The 22655-nt window shown below is 70.6% G+C and carries 32 protein-coding genes; 1 reads left to right on the plus strand and 31 read right to left on the minus strand.

Annotated features, from left to right (window positions below):
• Positions 1-23 precede the first annotated feature (23 nt).
• The 14 genes from V5P93_RS02105 to V5P93_RS02170 form a co-directional block, all read right to left on the minus strand.
• Entirely contained in the window at positions 24-569 is a 546-nt protein-coding gene (locus V5P93_RS02105; RefSeq protein ID WP_104482656.1) for a hypothetical protein, read from the minus strand.
• 92 nt (positions 570-661) lie between these two features.
• Positions 662-1060, minus strand: a complete 399-nt coding sequence (locus V5P93_RS02110; RefSeq protein ID WP_104482655.1) for a hypothetical protein — start codon at positions 1058-1060, stop codon at positions 662-664.
• Positions 1061-1093: 33 nt separating this feature from the next.
• On the minus strand, positions 1094-2170 hold the full coding sequence (locus V5P93_RS02115) for a hypothetical protein (RefSeq protein WP_104482654.1): 1077 nt from the start codon (positions 2168-2170) through the stop codon (positions 1094-1096).
• A gap of 54 nt (positions 2171-2224) precedes the next feature.
• Positions 2225-2506, minus strand: a complete 282-nt coding sequence (locus tag V5P93_RS02120; protein WP_104482653.1) for a DUF5403 family protein — start codon at positions 2504-2506, stop codon at positions 2225-2227.
• Positions 2499-2837, minus strand: a complete 339-nt coding sequence (locus V5P93_RS02125; protein WP_104482652.1) for a hypothetical protein — start codon at positions 2835-2837, stop codon at positions 2499-2501. The genes V5P93_RS02120 and V5P93_RS02125 overlap by 8 nt, the downstream gene beginning before the upstream one ends.
• A 7-nt stretch (positions 2838-2844) precedes the next feature.
• Positions 2845-3240, minus strand: a complete 396-nt coding sequence (locus V5P93_RS02130) for a Gp19/Gp15/Gp42 family protein (RefSeq protein WP_181043857.1) — start codon at positions 3238-3240, stop codon at positions 2845-2847.
• Complete coding sequence (locus tag V5P93_RS02135; RefSeq protein ID WP_181043856.1) at positions 3237-3392, minus strand: hypothetical protein; 156 nt, start codon at positions 3390-3392, stop codon at positions 3237-3239. The genes V5P93_RS02130 and V5P93_RS02135 overlap by 4 nt, the downstream gene beginning before the upstream one ends.
• Positions 3393-3395: 3 nt before the next feature.
• The gene (locus tag V5P93_RS02140) at positions 3396-4379 is read right to left on the minus strand and encodes a glycosyltransferase family 4 protein (protein WP_104482650.1); all 984 of its coding nucleotides are present in this window, start codon (positions 4377-4379) and stop codon (positions 3396-3398) included.
• Between the two features lie 12 nt (positions 4380-4391).
• Complete coding sequence (locus tag V5P93_RS02145; protein ID WP_104482649.1) at positions 4392-5318, minus strand: phage major capsid protein; 927 nt, start codon at positions 5316-5318, stop codon at positions 4392-4394.
• Between the two features lie 21 nt (positions 5319-5339).
• Entirely contained in the window at positions 5340-5870 is a 531-nt protein-coding gene (locus V5P93_RS02150; protein WP_104482648.1) for a hypothetical protein, read from the minus strand.
• Between the two features lie 73 nt (positions 5871-5943).
• Complete coding sequence (locus tag V5P93_RS02155; RefSeq protein WP_104482647.1) at positions 5944-6636, minus strand: hypothetical protein; 693 nt, start codon at positions 6634-6636, stop codon at positions 5944-5946.
• Positions 6633-8000 (minus strand): phage portal protein, encoded by a 1368-nt coding sequence (locus V5P93_RS02160; protein WP_104482646.1) that lies wholly within the window; start codon positions 7998-8000, stop codon positions 6633-6635. The genes V5P93_RS02155 and V5P93_RS02160 overlap by 4 nt, the downstream gene beginning before the upstream one ends.
• Positions 8001-8021: 21 nt before the next feature.
• Complete coding sequence (locus V5P93_RS02165; RefSeq protein ID WP_104482645.1) at positions 8022-9698, minus strand: Terminase; 1677 nt, start codon at positions 9696-9698, stop codon at positions 8022-8024.
• Positions 9688-10131 (minus strand): hypothetical protein, encoded by a 444-nt coding sequence (locus V5P93_RS02170; protein WP_146108318.1) that lies wholly within the window; start codon positions 10129-10131, stop codon positions 9688-9690. Before V5P93_RS02170 ends, V5P93_RS02165 begins: the two co-directional genes overlap by 11 nt.
• Before the next feature lie 92 nt (positions 10132-10223).
• Here V5P93_RS02170 and V5P93_RS02175 point away from each other — a divergent pair, with 92 nt between their 5' ends.
• Positions 10224-10562, plus strand: a complete 339-nt coding sequence (locus tag V5P93_RS02175) for a hypothetical protein (protein ID WP_104482643.1) — start codon at positions 10224-10226, stop codon at positions 10560-10562.
• Here the strand turns inward: V5P93_RS02175 and V5P93_RS02180 are convergent.
• From V5P93_RS02180 to V5P93_RS02260, 17 genes are all read right to left on the minus strand, one after another.
• Entirely contained in the window at positions 10559-11254 is a 696-nt protein-coding gene (locus V5P93_RS02180; protein ID WP_104482642.1) for a formyltransferase family protein, read from the minus strand. The genes V5P93_RS02175 and V5P93_RS02180 overlap by 4 nt on opposite strands.
• A gap of 12 nt (positions 11255-11266) precedes the next feature.
• Positions 11267-12415 carry a GNAT family N-acetyltransferase gene (locus tag V5P93_RS02185; RefSeq protein ID WP_104482641.1) on the minus strand — a complete coding sequence of 383 codons (1149 nt, stop codon included), beginning with the start codon at positions 12413-12415 and terminating at the stop codon, positions 11267-11269.
• Positions 12415-12585, minus strand: a complete 171-nt coding sequence (locus tag V5P93_RS02190) for a hypothetical protein (protein WP_181043854.1) — start codon at positions 12583-12585, stop codon at positions 12415-12417. The genes V5P93_RS02185 and V5P93_RS02190 overlap by 1 nt, the downstream gene beginning before the upstream one ends.
• Positions 12578-13024, minus strand: coding sequence for a hypothetical protein (locus V5P93_RS02195; RefSeq protein WP_219824166.1), 447 nt, complete (start codon positions 13022-13024; stop codon positions 12578-12580). The genes V5P93_RS02190 and V5P93_RS02195 overlap by 8 nt, the downstream gene beginning before the upstream one ends.
• A 528-nt stretch (positions 13025-13552) precedes the next feature.
• Positions 13553-13873, minus strand: coding sequence for an HNH endonuclease signature motif containing protein (locus V5P93_RS02200; RefSeq protein ID WP_104482639.1), 321 nt, complete (start codon positions 13871-13873; stop codon positions 13553-13555).
• A gap of 208 nt (positions 13874-14081) precedes the next feature.
• On the minus strand, positions 14082-14711 hold the full coding sequence (locus tag V5P93_RS02205; protein WP_104482638.1) for a hypothetical protein: 630 nt from the start codon (positions 14709-14711) through the stop codon (positions 14082-14084).
• Positions 14712-14802: 91 nt separating this feature from the next.
• On the minus strand, positions 14803-15453 hold the full coding sequence (locus V5P93_RS02210) for a hypothetical protein (RefSeq protein WP_104482637.1): 651 nt from the start codon (positions 15451-15453) through the stop codon (positions 14803-14805).
• 177 nt (positions 15454-15630) lie between these two features.
• Complete coding sequence (locus V5P93_RS02215; RefSeq protein ID WP_104482636.1) at positions 15631-16185, minus strand: hypothetical protein; 555 nt, start codon at positions 16183-16185, stop codon at positions 15631-15633.
• A 164-nt stretch (positions 16186-16349) separates the two neighbouring features.
• Positions 16350-16925: a hypothetical protein gene (locus V5P93_RS02220; RefSeq protein ID WP_104482635.1), complete on the minus strand. Its 576-nt coding sequence runs from the start codon at positions 16923-16925 to the stop codon at positions 16350-16352.
• A gap of 152 nt (positions 16926-17077) precedes the next feature.
• On the minus strand, positions 17078-17899 hold the full coding sequence (locus V5P93_RS02225) for a DUF2786 domain-containing protein (protein ID WP_104482634.1): 822 nt from the start codon (positions 17897-17899) through the stop codon (positions 17078-17080).
• 172 nt (positions 17900-18071) lie between these two features.
• Positions 18072-18464, minus strand: a complete 393-nt coding sequence (locus tag V5P93_RS02230) for a hypothetical protein (protein ID WP_146108317.1) — start codon at positions 18462-18464, stop codon at positions 18072-18074.
• A 252-nt stretch (positions 18465-18716) separates the two neighbouring features.
• Positions 18717-19589: a hypothetical protein gene (locus tag V5P93_RS02235; protein ID WP_104482632.1), complete on the minus strand. Its 873-nt coding sequence runs from the start codon at positions 19587-19589 to the stop codon at positions 18717-18719.
• Complete coding sequence (locus tag V5P93_RS02240; protein ID WP_104482631.1) at positions 19586-20131, minus strand: hypothetical protein; 546 nt, start codon at positions 20129-20131, stop codon at positions 19586-19588. Before V5P93_RS02240 ends, V5P93_RS02235 begins: the two co-directional genes overlap by 4 nt.
• The gene (locus tag V5P93_RS02245; RefSeq protein WP_104482630.1) at positions 20128-21177 is read right to left on the minus strand and encodes a hypothetical protein; all 1050 of its coding nucleotides are present in this window, start codon (positions 21175-21177) and stop codon (positions 20128-20130) included. Before V5P93_RS02245 ends, V5P93_RS02240 begins: the two co-directional genes overlap by 4 nt.
• Positions 21167-21415, minus strand: a complete 249-nt coding sequence (locus V5P93_RS02250; RefSeq protein WP_104482629.1) for a hypothetical protein — start codon at positions 21413-21415, stop codon at positions 21167-21169. The genes V5P93_RS02245 and V5P93_RS02250 overlap by 11 nt, the downstream gene beginning before the upstream one ends.
• Positions 21412-21870 carry a hypothetical protein gene (locus V5P93_RS02255; protein ID WP_104482628.1) on the minus strand — a complete coding sequence of 153 codons (459 nt, stop codon included), beginning with the start codon at positions 21868-21870 and terminating at the stop codon, positions 21412-21414. Before V5P93_RS02255 ends, V5P93_RS02250 begins: the two co-directional genes overlap by 4 nt.
• Complete coding sequence (locus V5P93_RS02260; protein ID WP_104482627.1) at positions 21867-22208, minus strand: hypothetical protein; 342 nt, start codon at positions 22206-22208, stop codon at positions 21867-21869. Before V5P93_RS02260 ends, V5P93_RS02255 begins: the two co-directional genes overlap by 4 nt.
• Positions 22209-22655: the final 447 nt, after the last annotated feature.

Genomic DNA, 22655 nt, shown 5'->3' on the forward strand with positions numbered 1-22655 from the left:
TCCTTACGTGACAGGAATAGTGATCAGGCGGGGCGGCCGAGACCGGCGGCGAACCACTCCATGAGGTTGGAGCCGGTGACCTGGAGGACCTGGGCGCGCACCGGGAACGCCAGGAAGTTCTCCACGTCAACGGAAATGTCGTCGTCGGACCCGATCGACACGCGCGGCACGTACAACCCCGCCTCTGCGGCACCGTCGATCATTCGGACGAACAGGGCGCGTTCCACCGGGGGCGCGGAACCCTGCACACCGAACACACCGGCGGTGTCGACGTCGCCGGGCCCGAAGAACAGTTCGAGGGTGTTGTTGTCGAGCTGGTGGAGCTGGAAGGTGATCGCCCACGTGGCGGGGTCGCGCCGCTCCCGCAGAGCGGGGTTCTCCCACGTGCCCTTGACCTCGGAATCCCCGCTGTCGCGGGTGATGGTCAAGCCCTCCTCACGGGAGGTGTGGCCGATGATCGACCAGGGATCGAGCGGGTTACGCGGGTCCGGTGGGGCAGCCTGCCCGGAGGCGGCGAGGTACACCCGGCCGGTACCGGGGATGAGGACTGCGTTGTCGTTGAGCGCCAAGTGCGGGTCTCCACAAGGGTGTGGCGACCCGCGTCAGCGACCATGCCCCCTCCCGCAAGTCGCCTCGCGAACAGGGGAAGTACGGCCGCTGGTTAGGCTCGTGGGGGACGAACGCCCAGTGCGTATGTCCCGGTGTAGTGGTGGATCTCGGCGGGCTGCCCGGTCAGACGCAGCGCACGCGGGTAGGACACCGTGCGGAACGAGGCCAGGTGTCCGAACGGCGTGACGACCTGGTCGGCCCAGGCGGTGTAGAGCGCGGTCCGCACGGCCTCGGCCAGGTCCGCGCCGTGCCGCTTGGGGCCACGGGTGTAGGACTCGACGTCCACCAGGGGCAGGCCCAGATGCGCCGGGAGCGGTTCGTCTCCGCCGACCACGTCGGCGAACACGTAGGGCATGCGGCGCAAGGGGTCCGATAGTTCGGTCTCGACGGTGACGGTGGTCGGGAGCGCGGCGCGCAGCAGGTGCAGGACCAGGCCGTCGACATAGGGCAAAAGTCGGGTAATCTTCTACCCCCAAAGCGGTCGTCAGGATATCCCGTCGATGCGCAGGAGGCGATACCCCGCACTCATCATCGCGTGGACCTCACGAGCGGTTATGGGGATCGAAGCTTCATCGTGTCGCCGGACGATGGAAAAGAACGAGCCTTCCACCTTGCCGTCCACAACAGCGCCGTGCACAAGGAATGGCCTGTCCTGGTCTCTTTGTAGTGGAATGGTGATGACCACAATGCAACGCTCAGGGTCGACTTGCTTCTGCGCTACTTGCAAACCCCGAACTGGAGGGTATATGCGAGCGTCGAGAATCGCGCGATATCGTTGTGGCGAGTTGACTTTCGGATCAACGGGCGTCAGCTTCTCGGCGGTATCAACGCCGTTGAGCCGTTCGGTTCGGACACCTATGATCAAGAGGGCCGAGTGCTCGGCGTTAGCGAATCGGGCCACGTCTTGCGCCATCTCGATACGTCCCGCTTCGCTGCTCAAGTCGGCCCGCATCTTGAACTCTAGACAGTGGTTCTCGGCTAGTCCGATCAGATAGTCAAGATTGTCCGCGTTGAGATGGTGAGTGATCTCGCTAATCCGGGGAGCGTCATACCCGCCGTCGCCGGGGATTGATATGAGGCTGATGGCCCGTTTCAAGCACGCAGCCAACTCCCCGACGGTCGAGCCCAAGTGACCCAATTCTATTCGATACTCCCAGCAGGTGACCCCTAAATCATCCGACAACCTAATCATGTCAACGATTGCACTAAAAGGGGTGTAGGCCGTTTCGATCGTGCGAACCGCATGATCCTCAGAGAAGGGGATAGCGTACTCCGCGAAACCTTCCGACTCGACCATCCCGCCAGGCAAGAAGTCCACTAGTACAAATACCTGCTTCTCGCCCTTTAGTGGACTGAAAGCCAGGGAGTAGATCTCGTCGCATTGGGTGACGTGTCGAAAGAAATGAGTGAGACTGAGGCGGATCTTTTCCAGTGGGACGTTCTCGAAGTCTTCGAGGCAAACTGTGATAGTTGAAGGGTCGAGGTCATCCCAACCGTAAGCTTTCAAACGCTGATTGGACTTCGTCACTGCGGCGGTAAGCCACTCGTAGTCTCCGGCCATCTCTCCCCGCTTCGCGCATACTCAGTGACCTCCTGTGTAGCACTGGGTCACCTCTTATAGGTCGGCGGCGTCGCGTAGCACCCGCAGGCCCTGAACCGGGGTGCCGTCCGGGGCGAGGTGACCGTACTCGATGGACAGCGCGCCCTCGTCCACGAGTGACACGGTGGTGTCGGTGCGGCCCCGGGTGACCTCGATGTCGGCGGTGCCGGTGCGGCGGTGCGCGGCCAGGGTGGCGCGGGCGCGGTCGGCGATCTGGTCGGCCGCGTCGCGCACGGCGGCGCGGACCTCGGGCAGGTGCGCGACGATGTCGTCGGCGCGGCGGTCGACCTCAGCCACGGTTCACCCCCCGGGCGCGGATGACGATGGTGGTGTGGCGGGTGGCGGGGCTGTCGCCGCGTTGCTCGGGTTCGCCGATCACGTCCCAGGTGCGCCCATCCCACTCGACCCGGTCCCAGGGACCGGCGGGTGCGTCGCGGGTGATGACCCGGGCCAGGGTGGCGACCTGTTGGCCGTTGACGACCAGGTCGGCGGAGCTGATCGGCTGGACCCGGGCGGTGACCTGGTGCCCGGTCGGCCCGGGTCGCCAGGCGTGGTTGCCGTCCTGGTCGGCCGCCCACATCGACGGGTAGATCACGACGTGGTCGGGGCCGTGGTCGAGCAGGCTCACCAGCGGCTCACCCCCAGCGGTCGGGCTCCGGGGGTGGGGCGAGCGCGGGGCGGATGGTGAACGCGCCGCCTCGGGGGTTGACGCCGAGGTCGCGCCAGTCGGTGTCGGGGATGGTGAGGTACCCGGCGGCGGCGCGGGTGTCGAGGGTGTAGGAGTAGTCCCCGGCGGTCTCGGAGGTGTAGCCGGAGGGGTTGCGCAGCACCCGAGCCACCGCGTTGGCCTCGATCATGACGACCAGGTCGCGGGCGATGCGGCCGGTGGCGACGCGGGCGTCCAGGTCGCGCAGGCGCGCGCGGATCATGGTCTCGGCGTCGCCGAGCAGCACGGCCGCCAGCTCCCGTTCGGGGTCGGTGAGCGGGCGGCCCAGCCGCTTGGCGACGTCCTCGGGGTCGGCGTAGGTCACTGCCCGCGGCCCCGGGTGCGCTTGGCGCGGGTGGTGGTGCGCCGCGCCGGAGTCGGGGGGGTGGTGGGTTCGCGGTACCCGGCGGCGATGAGTCGGGCGGCCAGCTCGTCGCGGACGTGGACGCGGGTGCCCACGGTGTTGATCAGCTCCATGGGTCAGCGTCCCTTGTGGTCGGTGTGCAGGGTTTCCAGCTCGGCGACGAATGCGGCCAGCTCGACGCGCGGGTCCAACTCGGCGGCGCGGCGGCGCGCGACCGCCGACACGACCGGCCAGGTGTCGGGGTCGAGCAGCGACCGGATGGTGCTGACCCAGGTGTCGGGGTCATCGCGGTCGGCGTAGGTGCCCGCGTAGGACAGGGATTCGAGCAGGCCGGGTGTGGGGTGGGCGATGGTGGGAATGCCGGAGTGCGCGGCCTCGACCGCGACCATGCCGAACGACTCGTAGATCGACGGCATGAGAAGCAGCCGGGTCCGGGACCACACCTCACCAGGCATGTCCGCTGTCTGCGGCTGGATCTCCACGTTCGGCACGCTGAGGTCGATGACCTGTGCGCCGTGCCCGCCGACGACACCGAGGAAGCCTACGTCGGGCATTCGGCGGGCCAGCTCGTAGAAGTGCGGACCGCCCTTGTCGCGGTTGAGGTTGACCAGGGTGACCCGGTCGCCGGGGGTGGTGGCGTGCTGCTCGCCCCACACCGGGGGGTGCACGACGATCGAGCGCAGCCCCCGGTGCCGGGTGGCGTAGTAGCGGCGAATCCAGTGGGTGTTGAACACGACCAGGTCCGGGCGCTTGTGGAGCCACAATGTGGTGTGGTGCATGTTGTTGTGCACCACGTGCACCACCGGCACCCCCAGGTCGCGCCCGAGCTTGGAGGCGTGCGGCGTTTCCTGGTGGTGGGTGATGAGCACGTCCGGGGCCAGCGAGGCCACCAGGCGGGGCACGATGCGCTCACCCGCGCCCGCCCGGTGCACCTCGACACCGTCCACTGTGTAGTGGTCCTCGCCCACGGGTTGGGACGTCACGACCACGTGGACTTGGTGCCCCGCGTCGATGAGGGCGCGGAGCATGGCGTGCATCATCGTTTCCGAGCCCGCGCGGTGTGCCGGGAGGTAGAAGTGGATGAGCGCGACCACACGCACGGGCGGCTCCCCTCAGCTTCCGGGCATCTCGTAGGCGGCGAAGGCGTTGACGTCGCCGATCGCCCAGGCGAACCAGCATTCGATGAGTAGGCCCACGAGGTTGCGCTGCCACAGCGACACGACCTCGCCGTCGATCATCAGCGTGGCCTCGGTGGACACGCGCAGCGTCATCTCCTCGGCGAATCCGTAGCGAACCTGGGTCCAGTCGCCGCCGTAGGCGCGCACGGAGGTGTCCGGGCTCGCGCCCACGCGCCCGGACACGGCGCGGGCGTAGGCAGCGGGCAGACCCAGCACGACGTCAAGCGGATCGGCCAGGTTCGCGGTGGTCTGGAGCAGGGGTCGGCCCTGCACATCGGTCGCGCCCATCAGACGCGGTCGCAGGCGCTTGTCCATGGCGAAGCCGGTGAAGTCGTCGCTGCTCTCGTCGTTGACGATCAGCTCGTACCCGGCGATGAAGTCCCCGGCGATGCCGCCTTCATCCCTGGGAGTGGAGCCCAGCACGACGCGGTTGGAGGTCTGGTCGATGTACTCCTTGTCGGGCACGCGCGTGCCGTCAATCGGGGACCGTCCGTGCAGGGTGAGCAGGTCCACGCCGCGCGCGACGGCGTCGGCCAGGTCGTCACTGAGGCGCGAGTACGTGCCGCCGACGTTGGCGCGGGCGAATGCCTCGCTGACCACGACAATGGTGGCGAGCTTGACCGGCTTGAACATCTTGAACTTGCCGCCGACGTTGCTGACGGGCTTCTCCTGGCCCTCACCGACGACGCCGACCTCCGGCTTCTGGGTGTTGACCGGCACTGCGATGCCGCCGATGGGAACCGGGACGTTGCCGCTGAGTCGGGCGATGACGGACTTGTCGGCCGCCTTCTCGAAGATCGGTCCGGTGACCTCGGGCGGTAGTACCTGCTCTGGCAGGTTGTCCAGAGTGGTGGGTGCGATGGTGACTCACTCCTAGTCGGTCTAGTGGAGGCGGTCCTGCACGAACGCGGCGAACGCGTCGGCGGGCGACGCGGCGGAGGTGGCGTTGTCCAGGCCCGCGCCCTGGGTCGGGTCGGGGCGGGTGCGGTCGGGGGCGGGAAGCCCGATCAGCTCGCGCAGTCGCGCGGCGTCGGCGGCGAGCTCGTCATCGGTGTCACCGACCAGGCGGGCGGCGAAGTCGGTGACGTGGTCGGCGGGGATGCCCACGGCGATGGCCGCGCGCAGCCGCGCCGCGTCGCGGTGCGCGGTGCCGAGCTGGCTGGTCAGCCGCTGCACCTCGGCGGACTGGTCCGCGTCGGCGGCCGTGGCGTCGCGGGTGGTCAGCGCCTGTTGCGCGGCGTTGCGTTCGCGGCGGTAGCGGGCTGCGTCGGTGCGGGCGCGCCGGATCTCGGTTCGGGCCCAGTCGGGCAGCTCGTCCAGCGAACCGGCGGGTGCCGGGGCCGCGGGCACGGTGTCGGGGGCGTTCTCGTCCGGGGTCGGGTCGACGGGGTCGGTGGGTTCGGTGGTGGTCACGGGGTGGCCCTCCTGGGGCGGGTCGGGGACACGCGGCCCGCCGGGGGCCTGCGCGTGCAGGGGGTTGGATCGGCTAGGGCGCGGTCGGGTCGGGAGTGCGCGCCACGGCGCGGCGGAACGCGATCAGCGCGTCGCGCCCGGACAGTCCTGCGGTGGAGTCGCGCCAGAGTCGTTGCGCGGCAAGGAAGGTGGCGCGGCCTTCCCAGTCGTCGGGGTTGGACACCGGCATGACCAGGCAGTCACACCGGTCGTGCCAGCGGGTCATGTCGCCGGAGCGGTACACCGGCCCGCGTGAGGCCAGCAGCCAGCAGAACGCACACGTTTCGCGCCCGGTGGGCACGCGCGCCCAGCGAAGGCGGTCGGTCTGCGCGGCGGTGACGATCACGTCGCGTCCGGCCTGCACGACGTGGCGGGCGACGGCTGCGGTGGTGTCGCTGATCGCGGCCCGGGTGCTGACCTGGTCGGCGATGCGGGTGCGGGCGGTGCGCGCGACCGCGTGTTCGAGCGCGTCGCGCCGGTAGGGGGGTGGGTCCAGCGGCGGGGCGGGTCGGGGCAGCGGTGGGCGCTGGTCGAGGTAGAAGCGGGCGGCCAACTCACCGGTTGCGCGTCGGCCCTGCACCACGACCGGGAACAGCACCCCCAACAGCAGCGACCAGCCGGAGGGGGTGACCGGTCGACCGGCCAGCCCGCGCAGCGCGGACACCGTGGCGGCCACCACCGGGGCGGTCGCGCGGTCCTGGGCGGCGCGGTACTCGGCGAGGTTCACCGGTCGTTCCTCGCCGGGGCCGCGGGCATCTCCAGGCCGGTGGGGCGACCGGCGCCCACGGTGTCCAGCAGCCGCGCCAACGGGTCGTCACCGGACGCGGCGGCGAGCTTGCGGCGCTGCTCGGCGCTGTAGCCCAGTTCCTCCCACGCGACCGCGACCGGCAGGATTCCGGCGGCGACCAGTTTGGCCACCGCGTCGGCCTTGGCCGCGTAGGTGGGGGTCGCCGGGTCGCGCCAGATGCTCTCCAGCCGGGCGGCGTGGGCGGGGATGGAACCGTCCACGATGAGCATCCCGAGCCGCATCGCCTCCTCCCACGCCGACCCGAACGCACGCGCGCGGCGCTCGGCTCGCTTCACCAGCCGGGTTTCGGCGGAGCGGATCGCGTCCGCCGATGGGGGGTTGTCGGTGGACAGGCCGAGGAAGTGCGGGGGCAGTCCCGCCAGGGCGGAGACGAGCCGCGCGTAGGCGTTGATGACCTCGACGAAGTTCCGCAGGTCGGCGGCGGCGAAGCTGCCGACCTTGGCGTCTTCGTTGCCCAGAGCCAGAATCCGGCCGATGTAGGCTTCCCACGCCGGGATCGGCTCGCCCGCTTCGTTGACGAAGTCCGCGCGCGTGGCTCCGAGTACGTAGCGTTGCGGAACGGCGAGAAGTTCTTGCGCGCCTTGCAGGTTGGTCATGGTGCGGCACGCGGCGTCGGTCAGGCCGATCACGTCGGCCATCTCGGATCGGCCGTCCCGGTCGCCGATGCGGGCGCGGTTGACGATCGGCACCACCGGCACCCGGCCGAGCTTGTGCGCGATCACGTCGACCGCCCGCCACCCGGTCCGGCTCCGTTCGTAGTAGACGGTCCGGTCGGGCAGGTACAGCGTCGCCGACAGCTCCCCGCCGCCGCCGCTGGTGTAGAGCCGCAGGGCGGAGCGCACGGCGCGGGTGCGCGGGTCGACGTCGGTGATCATGGAGCGTGCCGACTCCGGGGTGATGACCGGCGCGTCCGCGCCGTCGTCACCGGGGCCGACCGTGATGTACGCGCGTCCGGCGATGAGCGCTTCCAAGTGCGCCAGCCCGGACTCGTCATCGAGGTTGTTGCTCTGCCACCACGACCAGAGTCGTTCGTCGGTCTCGGCCGCGCCCGCGAGCCGGAAGCCCTCCAGGTCCAGGCGTTCGGCCAACGAGTCGACCACCAGCCTCGGCCAGTTGACCACCACTTGCAGACGGCGCATCTCCGGGGGAAGGCCCAGCCCGAGCGCGGCGAGCCGCTGCGCGCCGTCGTAGTAGGTGTCCATCCGCCGCGTGCGCGACGTGGTCGCGGCAAGGCGTTGGCGCAAGTGGTGCAGGACGGAGAGATCGTCGGTGGCAGATGGCACGGCGCACCTCCGCCCCGAGGGTCAGCGGAGGACGACCACGCGGCGGTCGCGCTTGCGGTGGCGGCGCTTGTACTTGTCCGACGCCAGCACCAGACGACGGACCATGCGTGCCCCGATGAGGCAGACGGCGGCATCGATCTTGTGCGGGCTGTCGCGGGTGGGCTTGGCGATGCTGGTTCCGTACCGGTTGGGTGCGCGACGCGCGTTGAGCACGTGGCGGCGCAATCGCAGGTCGTCGGAGTGCTGTAGCTGCCCAGCGCGGAAGTCGGCGCGGGCGCGTTCGACGGCGGCGGTGAACTCCGCGACCCTCACGCGCATGTCGAAGGCGACGCTGTGGCGGTGGCGGCCGGTGGTGGCCTCCACCAGGAGGCCGTCACCGAACTCCAGCGCCCACGCGTCCACATAGCTCTCGAACTCGCGCACATCGGCAAAGAACCCCAGCACGTCGAACCGCTCGAACGCGCGACGCACCGACAGGTCGGCATCGGCCTTGTCCACCCGCCACCGCTTGCCCTCGGGGCCCGGCGGGCGCTCTTGCAGGTGCAGCAGCTCGGGGCGGCCGTCGTCCATGGCCACCGCGACCAGGCCGGTCGCGTCGTCGCCGGAGGAGCCGTCGAAGAACAACACGACCTCCTCACCCTCCGCCAACGGCGGCAGGTCCGGCGCGGCATTGGCGTCCCACTCGGAGACGGTCATCCACGCCGTAGCCGACGCCGTGCGCCGGTTGAAGAAGTAGCGCATGGCGTCGCTCGGGTCTTTGGTGAGGTCCCAGAACTCGTCCCGCACGATCCCGGGCAGGTCCATCCACGACGCCGCGGGGCCGTAGACCTCGGTCAGGGCGGCGACCAATGCGTCCATATCGGACAGGTCGACCCCGGCGGGCGCCTCGCGGTGGTCCCACAGCAGCCGGGCGGCGCGGGTGCGGCCCTCGCGGATGGCCTGGGCCTGGCGGTCGACCGCCTCCAGGACGGAGTCCTCGCCGGGCTGATACATCGTGGAGGTCAGCAGCGCCCACGGTTCGGCCTGCTTGCGCTTGCGCAGGTTGCGGTCCACCGTCCGGAACATCCGCCGCAGTTCGGGCGTGGTGTACAGGTGCGGCTCGTCGTAGATCGCCAGGCTTTCCTTGCCGCCGTCCTTGGATGACGAGCTGGCCGTCGACGGGACGATCTCGCCGCCATCGGGCAGCGTGACGCGGGTCAACCCGACCGCGTCGCGGGTCAGGTCCTCGCCCAGCGGCCCGTGTTCGAGGTTGTGGTGGATGACGTCGTAGGTGTTGCCCGTCTGGGACTCTTCGGTGGCCAGGCAACGGATGTAGGGGTAGGTGATCTCCCGGCCCATGGGTTCGCCGGGTGCGTAGTGGTAGACGAAGTCGCGCCACCGGTAGGTCTCGTCGCCGCGCGCCCACCCGGCGAAGCGTGCCGGGCCGCGTGCCTCGAACAGGCCGATGAACCCCGCAAGCTCGGACTTCGCGCGGCCCTTGGGGCGCACCAGCGCCGCGCGGGAGTACAGCCGTCGCCCGTCGCGGTCGAGCGCGTAGGCGTCGACCAGGAACCCGGCGAACTCGTCGTCCAGCTCGACCGGGTCGCCCTGGATGTCACCGGGGCCGTGCACGCACCAGTGCTCGATCCACGCGGAGGCGAGCCACCCCAGCGACCGGTCCCGGTCGTGTCCGGGCGCGTGGACCAGCTCACGGGGCATCGTCGCCCGCCAACCGTCGGCGGCGCTCGTCCAGCCGCGTCACGGCCGCCGGGGCCTGTGCGGCCACCTGGTCCCCGTCCTGTGGGTCGGCGTAGCGGATGCGCAGCTTCAACCGGTCCTCATGGGTCAAGCCGAGCTTGGCCGACCGCAGCCGCAGCTCGGCGGCGACCGAGGGCTGATCACGCCAGAACGCCTCGACCAACACGGCGGTCTCCAGCGCGAAACGCCAGTCCGTGTCCGTCCATAGACGACAGTGCGGCATCGCCCGCACCGCCTCCCACCACGCGCGGGTCTCCCGGTGCCAGCGCTGCCGCCCGCCCTTCGCGGGCAGCTCCGGCGAGTGGCCTTCGTAGGCGGCGTTCTCGACGGTGGTCCAGTCGTAGGCGCGGGGGTTGCGGTTGCGGGGGTTCGCCGAGGGCGTGCGCCCGGACAACGGCACAGGCACCCCCCGTCAACAGCGACGGACACGCGGTGACACCCGGGCTCGACTAGAACATGCGTTCGAGGTCGGGTTAGGGTGCGGGCATGTTCGACGACCGCCCGCCGGACGGGCCTGTCCACTATCGACACACCAACGCCGGAGAGCGGATCGGGGTGATTCCGGCGACCTGCAAGGCAGGTGCTCACTCGTTGGCGCGAGTCGGCTACATCGCGCAGGCCAGCGAGGCGGAGGGGGTGGTGCGGATCTCCTGCCGGGCCTGCAACGAAGACGTGGACGTGGACCACTTCTGGGTGCTGGCGCTGTCGGGTGCGCCGCCGTACTCGGTGGAGCTCGATGACGAGCCGTACCGGGCGATGGTGCCGCTGATGGTGGACGCGCGCGGGCGGGGCCTGCCGCCGGAGCGGTGGCCACGCGCGACCTAGCGGTGCAGGGCGTCCGGGTGGGTCTGCACCGTGCCGCCGCCGAGCTGGGGCAGCTCGGGCTTCGCCAGGGGCGGGCGCGACCAGGACGGCTCCCACGTGGCGCGAGCCTCGTCCTGGGGGACCTCGACGCGGCGACCGGCCGCGAGGTCGTCCAGGACACGCAGGATGAGCCGGACGCCAAGCGGGGCCAGGTGCTCGCGCCACAAGGTCGTGGCCGTGGCCCCAGGCGGAACGAGGACGTGCTCCTGCGCGGCCAGCGGTCCGGCGTCGGTGTGCTCGGTGAGGTGGTAGACGCTGCCGCCGGTGACCCGGTCGCGGTCGCGGATGGTCCAGCGCACCGCGTCGCGGCCTCGGTGCAGCGGTAGCAGGCTGGGGTGGTAGCCGATCGCGGCGACGCGAGCGCGGGCGCGGGTGGCTCGTCCGATGAACGCGTGCGAGTGGGCGGCCACCAGGACGTCCACGTCGTCGGGGACGTGGTGGGCTCGCAGCTGCACCGCGTCGACCCAGGGCAGACGGCGCGGGTAGGCCCAGGCGCGCAGCCGGTCCCAGTGCGTCGGGTCGCCGTCGCCGTCGTCGGGCCGGTTCCGGCGGGTGGCAGGGGTGGCGACCCCGGTGAGGGTGTGCCCGCGGTCGGTGACCGCCTCGGCGACGGCGAGCGCGAATCCGCCCTGTCCGGACAGGAACAGCCGCACGACCCCACCTCCTCAGCCGTAGTAGCGGAACCCCTGCACCGGGCGGAAGTGCCCGCCGTAGCCGGTGCGGGGCAACGATTTCTCACGGTCGGGAAAGTACTTCTCGCTTCTGCCGGTCTTGTGGCCGGTGAGGCGGGCGGTGATCTGCCGCCACCGCTCGTCGCGACGCAACGCCGCCGCCAGGTGCGGGTGGGTGGTGTGGAACAGGGTCGTCATCCGGCGACTGTCGAGGACACCGTTGCCAGTGCGCTGCAGCTCGGCCACGTGGTTGAGGAACCGCGTGCCCACGCCCGCGCCCTGCCACTCGGGCATGACGACCAGGCGGCTCGCGCGCGCCTCGACCGACACCACGCGCTCGGCGCGCGGGCCGGTGGTCAGGGACTTGGTGGTCATGCCTACGTGGGCGACCGGGTCACCGTCCACAAAGCCCACATACGCGCTGGCGGCGACCATCTTGGGCAGGGTCAGATAGTGATGTGCCCGGAAAAGCGGCCATAGGTTCCAGCCGCCGTGCCTGACCTCCACGTCGATCCTCGGGCGCCGGAATTGAACCGACCCCCTGGTGAACGTGGAAGCGGCCGTGTCGTAGACCCAGTCCGGTTCCAACCAGTCGAGCACGTCGTAGTGACACGTCAGCAGCACGGCTTGTCCGGTGCTGCGCCGCCACGCCTTGGCGAACGCGCCCGCGCCGACCTTCGCGATCTGCCGATCGATCACGGAGCTGAACTCATCGACTACCACACGGGCAGGCTGCTCGGCGATGATCCGCGCCAAGTCCGCCCGGAACCGTTGCCCTGTCGACAACACCGGGTACGGGCGTAGCCACACTGGGACGTCGCCGAGACCGGCCGCGCTCAGCGCGGCGGTGGCGGCCTCGAAGTCGCCGTCGGGGGCGATGGCGTCGATGATCGGCGCGTCGGCGGGCCAGTCGTCCCCGGTGTAGAAGGCGGTGCCGTCCCAGAGTGCACGGCCGATGCTGGACTTGCCGGACCCGGACGGTCCGACCACGACCCCGATCCGCCACGCGTCGTCCTCGATCGGGAGATCGACGTCCAGCTCGAAGCGGGTCGCAGCGGCGTCGGTGGCGTTGAACAGGCCGCGCACCTTGGCGGCCCGGAACGACTCGGCCACGGGCACCTGGTGGCGCACGCTGATCCGCATCAGACGCTCACCACCCGGCACCGCAACCCCATCGCCCGCAGGCGGGTGTAGACCTGCTCCTGGTGGCGGGTGTCGCGGCAGACGACCACGACTCCGTGCTTCTCCCGGTACTGGTCGTGCTCGGGCTTGGCCAGCACGTCGGCCGACCCGGGCACTTGGCGGTCAGGCACGGGCGTTCACCTCCAGTCGCGGCGGGTAGGGGCGGGCGCGGGCGCGGAGCTGGCGGCGCATCGCCTTGTCCAACGGGTAGAGGTACCGGTGTTTAAGCGTGGGCGTCTTGATCGCCCGCACCTGCGGGTCGATGGTGCGGCGCACGAACGCCTCGGCGGTCTCGTCCGGGTCCCGGGCTGCTGCGAGGTGGCGCAGGCTGCGGCCGTGGATCTCGCGGCCGTGGACGATGTAGGACAGGGTTTGCGGGTCGGTCGTGCCCGAATAGATCCAGTTCCCGGCCTGGTAGATGCCGCCGTGGTGGCCCTGGGTGGTGTCGGCGAAGGACACCACCAGCCGCAGTCCCGGCGAGGCGGCGCGAAGCTGGCGCAGTGTCGCGGCGATCATCTGGGTGACCGGGGCGGCGTGGTCGGTGAGCGCGACGCGCACCAGCTCGGCCACCTGCACCTGGTCCAGGCCGTAGGGGCGGCCCAGGTGGTTGGAAGCGCCACGGCCGTAGACGATCGCACCGACGAACCGCCCGTGTTCCCAGACGCCGAAGCAGGCGAGCTTGCCCCGTGGAGTTCGGGCGCTGTAGTGCCAGCGGATGATCGCGTGGTTGGCGGCGGCCCGGGTGCAGGGGGCGACCAGTAGCGGGACGGCCGGGTCAGCGGGCGGTGCGTCGGCGGTGGGTGGCGGGGGAGAGCTGGTCGAGCCGGGGCAGGGTCGCCGCGGGCTGGGGGGTGAAGTCGATATCGCCGGACACCTCCCTCGGTGGGGCGGGTGCGCGTGCTGGCGGCGTGGCGGTGGCCATGCGTTCTCCCTGGTGAGCGCGGGTGTGGTGGGGTGTTGACGCCGGGTTGGGCGGTCGTGGCGTTTCGTACGGACCGCGAGTCGCTATGACCAACCGGTGCGCGGCGGTGGCGGGGGCGGGGGGTAGCCCCCTGGGGTGTGGCGCACGGGCGGGGCCGCCCCGGGCCGACGTGTCGACTACTCGTGTGCGTGGTCGGGTCGATCTGTCGGCCGGGGCAGCTCACCCGGGTGGCGCTCCGGCGGGCGGAGCCGGGAGCGGCGGGCAGCGGCGGCGCGTCCGCCTTCGCTGGCGCTCTTGGCTGCGTGGCAGCCGGAGCACACGCCTTGGAGGTTGTTCAGGCCGTGGTCGTCGCCTGGTGCGATGTGGTCGACCTGGGTGGAGGGCCACAGGCCGCACAGGCGGCACACCGGGTCACGAGCCAGCACCAGTGCGCGGCGGCGCGGCCAGTCCCGAGGCAGACGCGCGCGGCGATCGCTGCCTGCCCATCCGGTACCCACGCGCCCCCGTCCGGTGGCGCGTGAACGCGTCCGTCAGCGGGGCGGTGTGTTGCGGATGGGCCGGGCTGCCACTCAGCACACCGACCGGGGACGAGGACTACGACGGTCAGTGATGCGGGGTGTCGGCAACGGGGAGAGCGTCACCCGTTCGGGGTAGAGTCCACCACTGTGGATCACTCTACGTTCGCCGCTGGTCAGGCGCAACCGACTATCGGGATTCGCCGGTTAGCCGCGTGACGTGGATGTGGGCGGTCGAGTAGGCGATGCCCAGGGTGCGCGCGATCTCGGCGACGTTGACCCGTTCGCCGTTGGCCTGTGCGGCGTGCACCAGCTCGGCGATGGCGGGGCCGATCTCCGTGCGCGGGACGCGGTCGCCGCTGCCGGGCGGTCGGCCGCCGCGGGCTGCTTTCGCGCGGGCGGCTCGCTCGCGTTTGCACTGCTTGACGGTGGCGCGGTACCAGTGTTCGGCCCCGCACACGATCTCATCGGCCGGGGGTACCAGCGGCGTGTCTTCGCGGGCCTGGGTGCGAGCGGTGCGCTGGTACTTGCTCCAGGTGTCGGGGGTGACTCCGGCCAGTTCGGCGGCCTCCCCGCGATCCAGCAGGTCCCGATCGTCCCGCCGCGTGGGCAGGGCCGGGATGGGCTCGCCGTTGGCGTAGGCCCTGGCCTGGGCCTCGTCCCACAGGCGGGGGCGGCCGGACACCGGCCGTCCCCGGGTGATCGGCCGGGGGTGGTCGGGGTCGTTCCACGGCCGTCGCTTGTGCGCGGCGGCGGGCGACAGACCGTGCATGGCGGCGATGGCGTCGCTGTCGACGGCGGTGCGTCCGGCGTGGATCACGGTCGATCGGCTCCCTTCCTGTGCGCGTGGTCGGTGTCATTGTGGCCGCTGCCCCGGCTCCACGCGGGAGCCGGGGCAGCGGTTACGGTCGTCAGGCCCCGGTGGTGAGGTTGACCATGACGTTGGTGACGCGGTGCGGCGGGACGCCGGTCGCCCTGATCTGCTCGGCGATCTGCGAACCGAGCTGGTAGTACGCGACGTCGGTGAGCAGTTCGTCCACCCACTCCCGCAAACGCTCCGGCATCGGCACCGGCCGCAGGTCGATGCTCAGGCCGGTGATCACGCACGCGCCGTGAATGGTGAGGTCGGACATGTTGTTGCGCCTCAACCGCTGGACGCGGGCGAGGTCCCGGTCGCTCACGGCGTAGTTGCCCGCGATGACGTCCTTGACCAGGCGCGTGATCGCCAGCGTCGCGGGCGGGTTGATTTCGGTACGCGGTGCGGCGAACCCGCCCCGCCAGAAGCCCACGCCTTGCACCAGGTCCATCGGGGTGATCTGCCGCTCACCCAGGATCTTGGCGATCCTCTCCGTTGCCGTCTCGGCGGTCAAGGCCACGTGGCCCAGCTCGCCATCATGACGGATGACCAGCGCCGAGAACCGCCCGCCGTCCATGTCCGAGCCCTCCGGGCGCTCCGCCGACCAGCTCGCCGCGTCGGGCGCGTCGCCCTCGGGCTGCTGGTCGACGAGCTCGGCGGCCTGGGCCAGCAGGTTCGCCATGGCGGCGAAGAGTTCGTTACTCACAGGTGTTCCTTTCCATTGTTTCGCAACGGGTTGCGGTGTCGGGGCGGGGTCCCATCCCGTCCCCCGAACAGTGATAACTCTATCCGGTTCACAGGGAAGATGGAAGGTGATCCACGACGCTCGGATGAGCGCGCCCCCCAGGGGCACCCCGGCTTGCGGGCCGGGGTGCCGGTTCGGTCAGTCGGAGTGGACGACCACGTCGGTCACGTTGTCGACCGCCACGTCCTTGCGGGCGAGTGTGTCCGCGATGTGTTGCGCCAGAACGATTCGGCGCAGGTCGGGAGCGAAGCGCTCCCACCACGACCAGAACCGGTCGGGCAGCGGAACCACCTCGTCCGCCTCGTTCATCCCGGTGATCAGGCAGGACCCGTAGAAGACGGGACTCGCTACCTGGTTCATCGACGCGGCTGCTCGTTCGAGCAGGCCGGCCTCGTAGCGCCCGGTGGCGACGGCCCGTACCAGCTCGACGCAGATCGCGCCGGCGACCGGGTTGAGGTCCCACCGCTGGTAGGACTGCTGGCCGGTCCAGAACGCGACCCCGGACACGGGCTGCCAGTGGTGCGCCTTGGGGTAGGCCAAGTGCGTACCGATGAAGCGGGCGGCGTCGCCCTGCTCCACCGTGAAGGGGTAGATGGTGTCGAAGGTGACGTTGATGGTGTCGACCATGCCGGGCGACAGCTCGATCCTGTGCAGCTTGGGTGCCGGGTGGTGCGGCCGGATTCGGGTTTCCATAGTGGACTCGTTCCTTCTGCCTGTTCGCAACGGTGGTGTCGGCGGCGGGGTTCCATCCCGGTTCCCCCGACACCAAGAACTATATCCGGAATATGGTGATCGTGGAAGGTGATTCACGACGCCCCGGAGGCGGGTCCCGCTCGTGTGAGCGGGACCCGCGCCGGTCAGTCGGTCACTATCCGGACGCCGACGACACGGTCGAGGCGGTGCCCGCTCTCACGGATCAGCAGCGCCAGTTCGCGGCCCAGTTCGGTGACGCGGGGGTCACTATCGCGGGTGTACCAGGTCCAGAACTCACGGGACAGCGGTCGGAACATCGGCCGGGGGTCGGTGTAGTCGCGCTCGCCTTCCGGGATCAGGCCGTCGACAACGCACGTGCCGTAGACCCGGCGGGCCTCCGGGTCGCCGTCGAGCAGTTCGGCGGCGTGGCGGCGCTCCCACGCGTTCCTGCCCGGCAGGTAGCGGCCCGCCTTGATGCTGCGCAGGAACGCGTCCAACAGGTTGGTCGCGGGTCGGTTCAGCGGCGCGGTGTCGACGTCGGCGTCCCGGTCGACCCAGAACGCGACCCCGGCCAGGTCCCAACCGGTCATGGCGGACGTGGCGGTCAGCAGGACGGGCAGCCCGCGGCGGTCGGCGTGGATGTCGATCGTGGTCGGGCCGCCCGGGGTGACCAGCAGCGCCCGGCACCGCTGGATTCGGGCGCGGCGGTGACGCCCGGGGTGAGTGTTGTTCGTGGACATTGTTCCTCCTGTGTCGCAACGGGTTCGTGTCCGGTGGCGGGGTTCCATCCCGTCCCCTGACACCAATAACTCTATCCGGATTGTAGGGATTGCGGAAGGTGATCCACGACGCCAAGGCGGGGCGCCCCGGTCGGGACCGGGGCGCCCGGCGGCTACTTGCCGACCCTCTTGCGGTCGGTGGTGTTGACCTTGCCCTGGTTGGTGTCGGCCGCGCGTCCGGCGCGGACACCGGCCGCGTGTCCGGCGGCGGTGGTCTTGCTGCCGCGCCCCTTGACGGTCTTGGGGAAGCGGCGGGCGAACTCGGCGGAGATCCGGTCAGCGTCGCGGACCAGGACCAACGCCTTGGGGCTGTTCTTGACCTCCTCGGCCAGGTCGGTGCGGGTGGCGCGGATCTTCTCCGCCGCGCCCTGGCCGTAGCCCTTGAGGTAGGAGCGGAAGTAGTCGCGCCGGATGATGTTCCGGTTCGCCGTGGTGAGGTGGCTGGTGTCCATCTGGGACATGTGCAGAGGTGTTGCCAGGCGGGCGGAGTTCTCCGCCTGCGCCATGATCCAGGGCAGGAGGGTCTTCAACGTGTCGATCATCGAGGCGGTGCCGATCGCGATCACCAGCCGGTCGTTGGTGGTCATGTCGTCGCCCTTGGTGACGGCCATGCAGCCCACCGCCTCGGCGACGAACCAGTGGAGCGAGGTGCGCGCCTTGCCGTGGCAGCCCTGACCGCTCACGGTGAACGTGTAGGTGGAGACAGGCTCGGGCTTCTGCCCCTTCTCCGCTCGCAGCGTGGCGGCGTCCAGGCTGTAGCGGGCCAGCAGTTCGGCCGCCTTGGCGGCGAACGCCTGCGCCTCCTCCGGGGTGACGCCCTTGTCCTCCGCCTGTGCCAGCAGCGCGGCGACCTTGCGCTTGATGGCGGCCTTGTCGGCCGTCGCGGGCTTGGCCTCTGCGGTCTTGTCCTTGGCGGTCTTGCGAGTGGTGGCCATGGTAGTCCTTTCACTGCTGTGCAACGGGTTTGTCGTTCGAGGCGGGGTTCCATCCCGTTCCCTCACAACAAGAACTATATCCGGACTACAGGGGGTGGAGCTAGCGATCGTGATCCACGACGCCACTTCCGGGAGGGTGAGGCGGGAGCGCAGGGCTCCCGCCTCGGGTGGATCAGTCCTCCGGGTCGAGGTAGAGCAGTCGGGCGACGACTTCCACGCGGCGTCCGCCGTCGGTCAGGTAGCCGGGCATCGTGAACTGTCCCAACTGGACTTTGAAGTCGGAGTACAGCTCGTGGAACATGTCCCGCGCCAGCAGGGCGCGCCGCTCCAGGCCGGGGCAGGGGCCGACGTCGGCGGGCACCAGAGTGCAGATACCGCCGCAGTAGCACCGGTCGTCACTGAACAGGGCGTGAATGAAGGGGGTGGAGACGCTACCGGCGGCGGCGCGCTCGGGTGTCGTCCCGCCGTGTCGCCAGTGATACAGCGCCCACACGGTCACCTCCCTGAATTTGCCGATCTGAACGGGAATCGGAAAGTTCATCGTGTCCATTTCCTTGATTCGCAACGGGTTTCCTTTCGCGAGGAGTGGGGTTCCATCCCGTCCCCCTCACAGCAATAACTCTATCCGTACTTGGGGGAGTGGAGCTAGCGATCGTGATCCACGACGCCACCTGGCGACACAGAGACGTGCTCGCCTACACTGGGCGTGTCCTTTCTGTGGGTCTTCGTCGCCGAGTGCGACGGGGACCGCGTGCAACGGGGACAGCGGGGCCGGTGGTTCCAACCGCTTTCGGGCGGTCACCGGCCCCGCAACTCGTCACACGGGCGCCGCCGGGGCGTGTCTGCGCCGCCAGGAGGCGAGCGCGTCCGCGCGGGCGAACTCCGGCCTTCTCCTGCTGCCGTGGTTGGGCCACTGGTCCTCATGTCGCCAACGGCGCAGCGTGCCGGTCGGGGTGGCCAGCCACACCGATAGCGACGCGAAATCCGACACCGGGGTGCCCAGCTCGCCGCCGAGGTCGTCCCAGCGTTCGCGTGGCCAGCTCGCCCGGCACCGGGGACACCTGATCCGCTCCACCGACAGCCGCGCCCGCAGTGGCGCGCCGCAGACGGCGGGGCGGCCGGTGTCCGGGTCGGTGACCCGGGCCGGGCAGGGACCGACGGGGATGGTGCGCTCCTGCACCCCCAGCGCGGTGCGGAGCTGGTGCGCCAGCTCGGTGACCTCCTGGCCCAGGTCCCCGATCCAGTACTGGCGGGTGGCCCAGTCCAGCCAGCGGACCAGGACGGCGACTTCCCCGGACACGGTGGCCGCCCCGGTGCGCGGGTCCTGGCCGGTGTCCTGGCGGACGTTGTCGGCCCAGCTCGACAGCACCGCCAGCACCGAGTGCGGGTCGCCGTCGTCCACCGCGTGCGTGCGCGGGTCGGTGAGCACGATCACGCTGTCGCGGGCCGGGGAGCGGGAGCCGTGGCCCGGCGCGCCGCGCGCGGCCGACCCGCCGCTGCCTGGGACCACGGCGTCGTCGACCAGGGCGTAGAGCTCGACCAACTCCCCGAGCATGGCGCGGAGGCGGTCGGCGCACGGGTCGCACGTGCGGTAGCCGTGCTGCGCGGGGAACGGTTCCCCGTCGCCCGCGACGCAGCCCAGCAGGCACGGGGTCGTGGCGTAGATGTCCAGTTCGGCGGCGGCGCTCACCGGGTCACCTCCTGGTGCCGGTCGGCGGTGGCCTCGGCCGCGTCGCGCCGGGATCGGTGCACGCCGGTAGCGCTGTCGCGCCGGTCGCGTCGGCCACCCTGTACGCACATCACCCCGGCGGGAACCCCGCAGTCGGGCTCGGGGCACGGCACCGCCAACGCCGCTTGCTGTTCGGGCAGCCGGGTCCACCCGGTCTCGGCGTAGACGGCGGCCATGCCGCGCCGCGCGGCGGCGGCACTGCGGGCCGCGTCGGCGGCCGGATCGCGGGCGAGGCGGTGCCGCCGGGTCTCGGTGCGGTGGCGCGCGTCGCGGATGCGGCCGATGATCTGCGCGGGCGTGACGCTGTCCGGGCTGGTCCGGGAGTGCGCCAGGATCGCGGCTTGGCACTCCGCCGCGCTGTAGCCGGTGAGCTGGTCGCGCCACCACCGCAGCTCGGTGTCGCTGGGCGTGCGGGACCGGAACGCGGCCATCATCGCCAACAGCCCGGAGACCTCGACGCGGGACATGGGCGGCGCGGCCTGCCTGGTGGGATCGGTGGTCATGCCGCGACCCCCAGCGACAGCAACGCGGCCACGGCAGTGTCGTCGTCGGCGGTGCGCAGGATGCGGCCCAGCTCGCTGTCGTCCTGGTCCTCGTGCGCAACCCGGCGCGCCAGCTCCAGCGCGGCGAGCAGCGGGGCAGTGCCCGCGGCCCCGGGTGGCGCGGCGGTGCGCATCGCCTCGCCGACCAGCTCCGGGAGCAGACCCGCCCCGACACGGCGCTGCGACCAGCGCCGCAGGCCCGCCCCGACGCGATCGGGCCCGATCCCCTCGGCCAGCAGCGCGGCGGCCTCGGTGTTGAGTCGGGCGGTGACCCGGCGTGGCTGCGCCGGGACGTGCTCGGCGACCAGTCGTTCGGCCAGTTGGCGGTCCGGTCGCGTCGCGCGCGTGCGCCCAGAAGCAGAGCGAGAGGTGAGACGGGAGGTCTCCCCCTTCCCCCCACCCCCTACCCCCAGAGGGCGCGCGGAACCCTTCCCGGAAGGGTTGCCCGCAGGGTCCCCGGTGTCGGTCGCGTCCTGGTCGACCTGGTCGTGCGCGGCGGCCGATTCGGCGGTCTGCGGCGGGCGGCGTCGGGCGGGCTTGATCTCGACCGGCGGCGCGCTGTCCCCGCGTTCCAGGGAGTCCGCCACGATCGGCGGCAGCGACCCGCAGACCTCCACCGGCAGACGACGCAGCTCGACCGCCAGCGCGGCCCGCAGGATCGGCGACTCGATCGCATACGCCTGCCGCAACGCGGCGGCGAGCACCTGCGGCTGCTTGGCGATGCCGTCGTTGCGGATCAGAGTCCGGATCAACACCTCTTCCGTGTCGTGGTCGATGACGATCATGCGCGCGGCGGCCAGCTCCGACAGCGCCGCCCGGATCTCGCTCACGTCGTGGTCGGGATGAGCGCGTGCCCACCGCTTGGCGGCCAGGTCGAGCAGCCCGGCATAGGTCAACTTCTTCTGTGACAGGAGATGGATGTACAGCAGCTTCGCCAGTGTCGACAGTGGACGGAAGTCGTCGTCGTCCCAGATATCGCACTGGATGCGGGCGTGATCACGCGCCACGTGCGGAACTCCTCAAACGGTTGGTGTGCGCCCGCAGACCCAGACGGCAGCGGATGCGATGGGCGGTGTAGGTCGACATCCGCGCGCGCCCGGCGATCTCGGTGTCGGTCAGTCCACGGGCGTGCAGCCACGCCACGACCAGCCCGCGGGCCGTCGTGGTCAGTTCCTCGGCGACCAGCTCCCCGCCCAGACAGCGGCGGGCCTGCTCGGCATCGGCGTGGCTGCGTGCCGAAATCACGTCCCGGTGGGGCTGTCCGGCCCCACCTCACCCAGCCGCGCCAACGGCAGCGGCGGGTCCTCCCCAGGTATCGAAAGTCGGTAGACCGGTTGCGGCTTGCCGCCGTTGCCCCCGGCCCGGTCGGTCGACCGCACCCACCGGCCGGTCGTGACCAGCAGCCCGGCCGCGCTGAGGCGTTGCACGGTCGCGCCGATCACCTGCGGCCGAATCCAGGTCGGCAGCAGCGCCCGCCACCGGTTGGCGGTGGTCTCCCGCCACGGGTCCCCCAACGCGTCGCACACGATGACCGTGACGACCGCCTCGACGTGGTCGGTGTTGCGCGGGTCGAGTACCAGCAGCGCCGCCACGGCCGCGACCGGATCACCCGCCGCCGGGGTCAGCGCGACCGCCCGCCGCGCGATCTCGCCCGCCAGCTCCCGCACGCCGCGCTCCCGCGTTGCGGCGGTCGCGTTCACCGGTCGAGCACCAGGAAACGGCGCACTTCGGCAATGTCGAGCACTTCCGGCACGATGTGCGGATACTTCTCCTTCAACAGCTTCTGAGACACCCCGACCCGCAGTGTTTTCCGCCAGGACACCACGGGCACGCCGCTCACGGTCCCGATCTCCCCGTCCCCCATCACGGCCTTGATCACCCGTTGCAGGGACCGCTGCCGCGCAGCGAGCTTGTCCAGACGCGGCACAAGGCGCTCCAGTTGCGCGAACTCGTCCGCGACCTGATCCAACGACACCAACAGTGCCGCGTCTTCCTTGCCCGACTCGGGATCGGGCGTAGCCAAAGCTGTTGTGGACATGACAAAACCGCCTCCCAGCGGCGCAAAACCACGTCTGTGGACGATGACGCGCGCGCCGAGCGGACCCGCCCGGCGCGGCAGGTATCAGCGCCAGCCACACCGACAGCAGAGCCGTCACCACAGCGGGCGCACAGCGACGTATTCGCCAGGACACAGCAGACCTCCCCCAGAGGCTCCGAACCCGCCGACCGGAGGGTTGACAACCCATCCCGGCGAGCATCTCCACAGTGGATCACTGCACGTGCATCTGTCAAGAAAGTACGAACACTGAGAAGATGCGGAGTAGTTCCACAGCTACTAGCTGTGATCAAGAGCCGAATTGACAACTGTTCAAGCGGACGCCAGACAGTCGTCCTACGGTGTGCACCAGTGTCGATCCGCACCCCTACGCTGACGCCGCTGGTACGGGGTACGTCAGGATCACGGTGGATCGCCGCTGACCGGTGA

The organism is Actinokineospora auranticolor (genome assembly GCF_041897805.1).
GTDB classification, from domain to species: domain Bacteria; phylum Actinomycetota; class Actinomycetes; order Mycobacteriales; family Pseudonocardiaceae; genus Actinokineospora; species Actinokineospora auranticolor.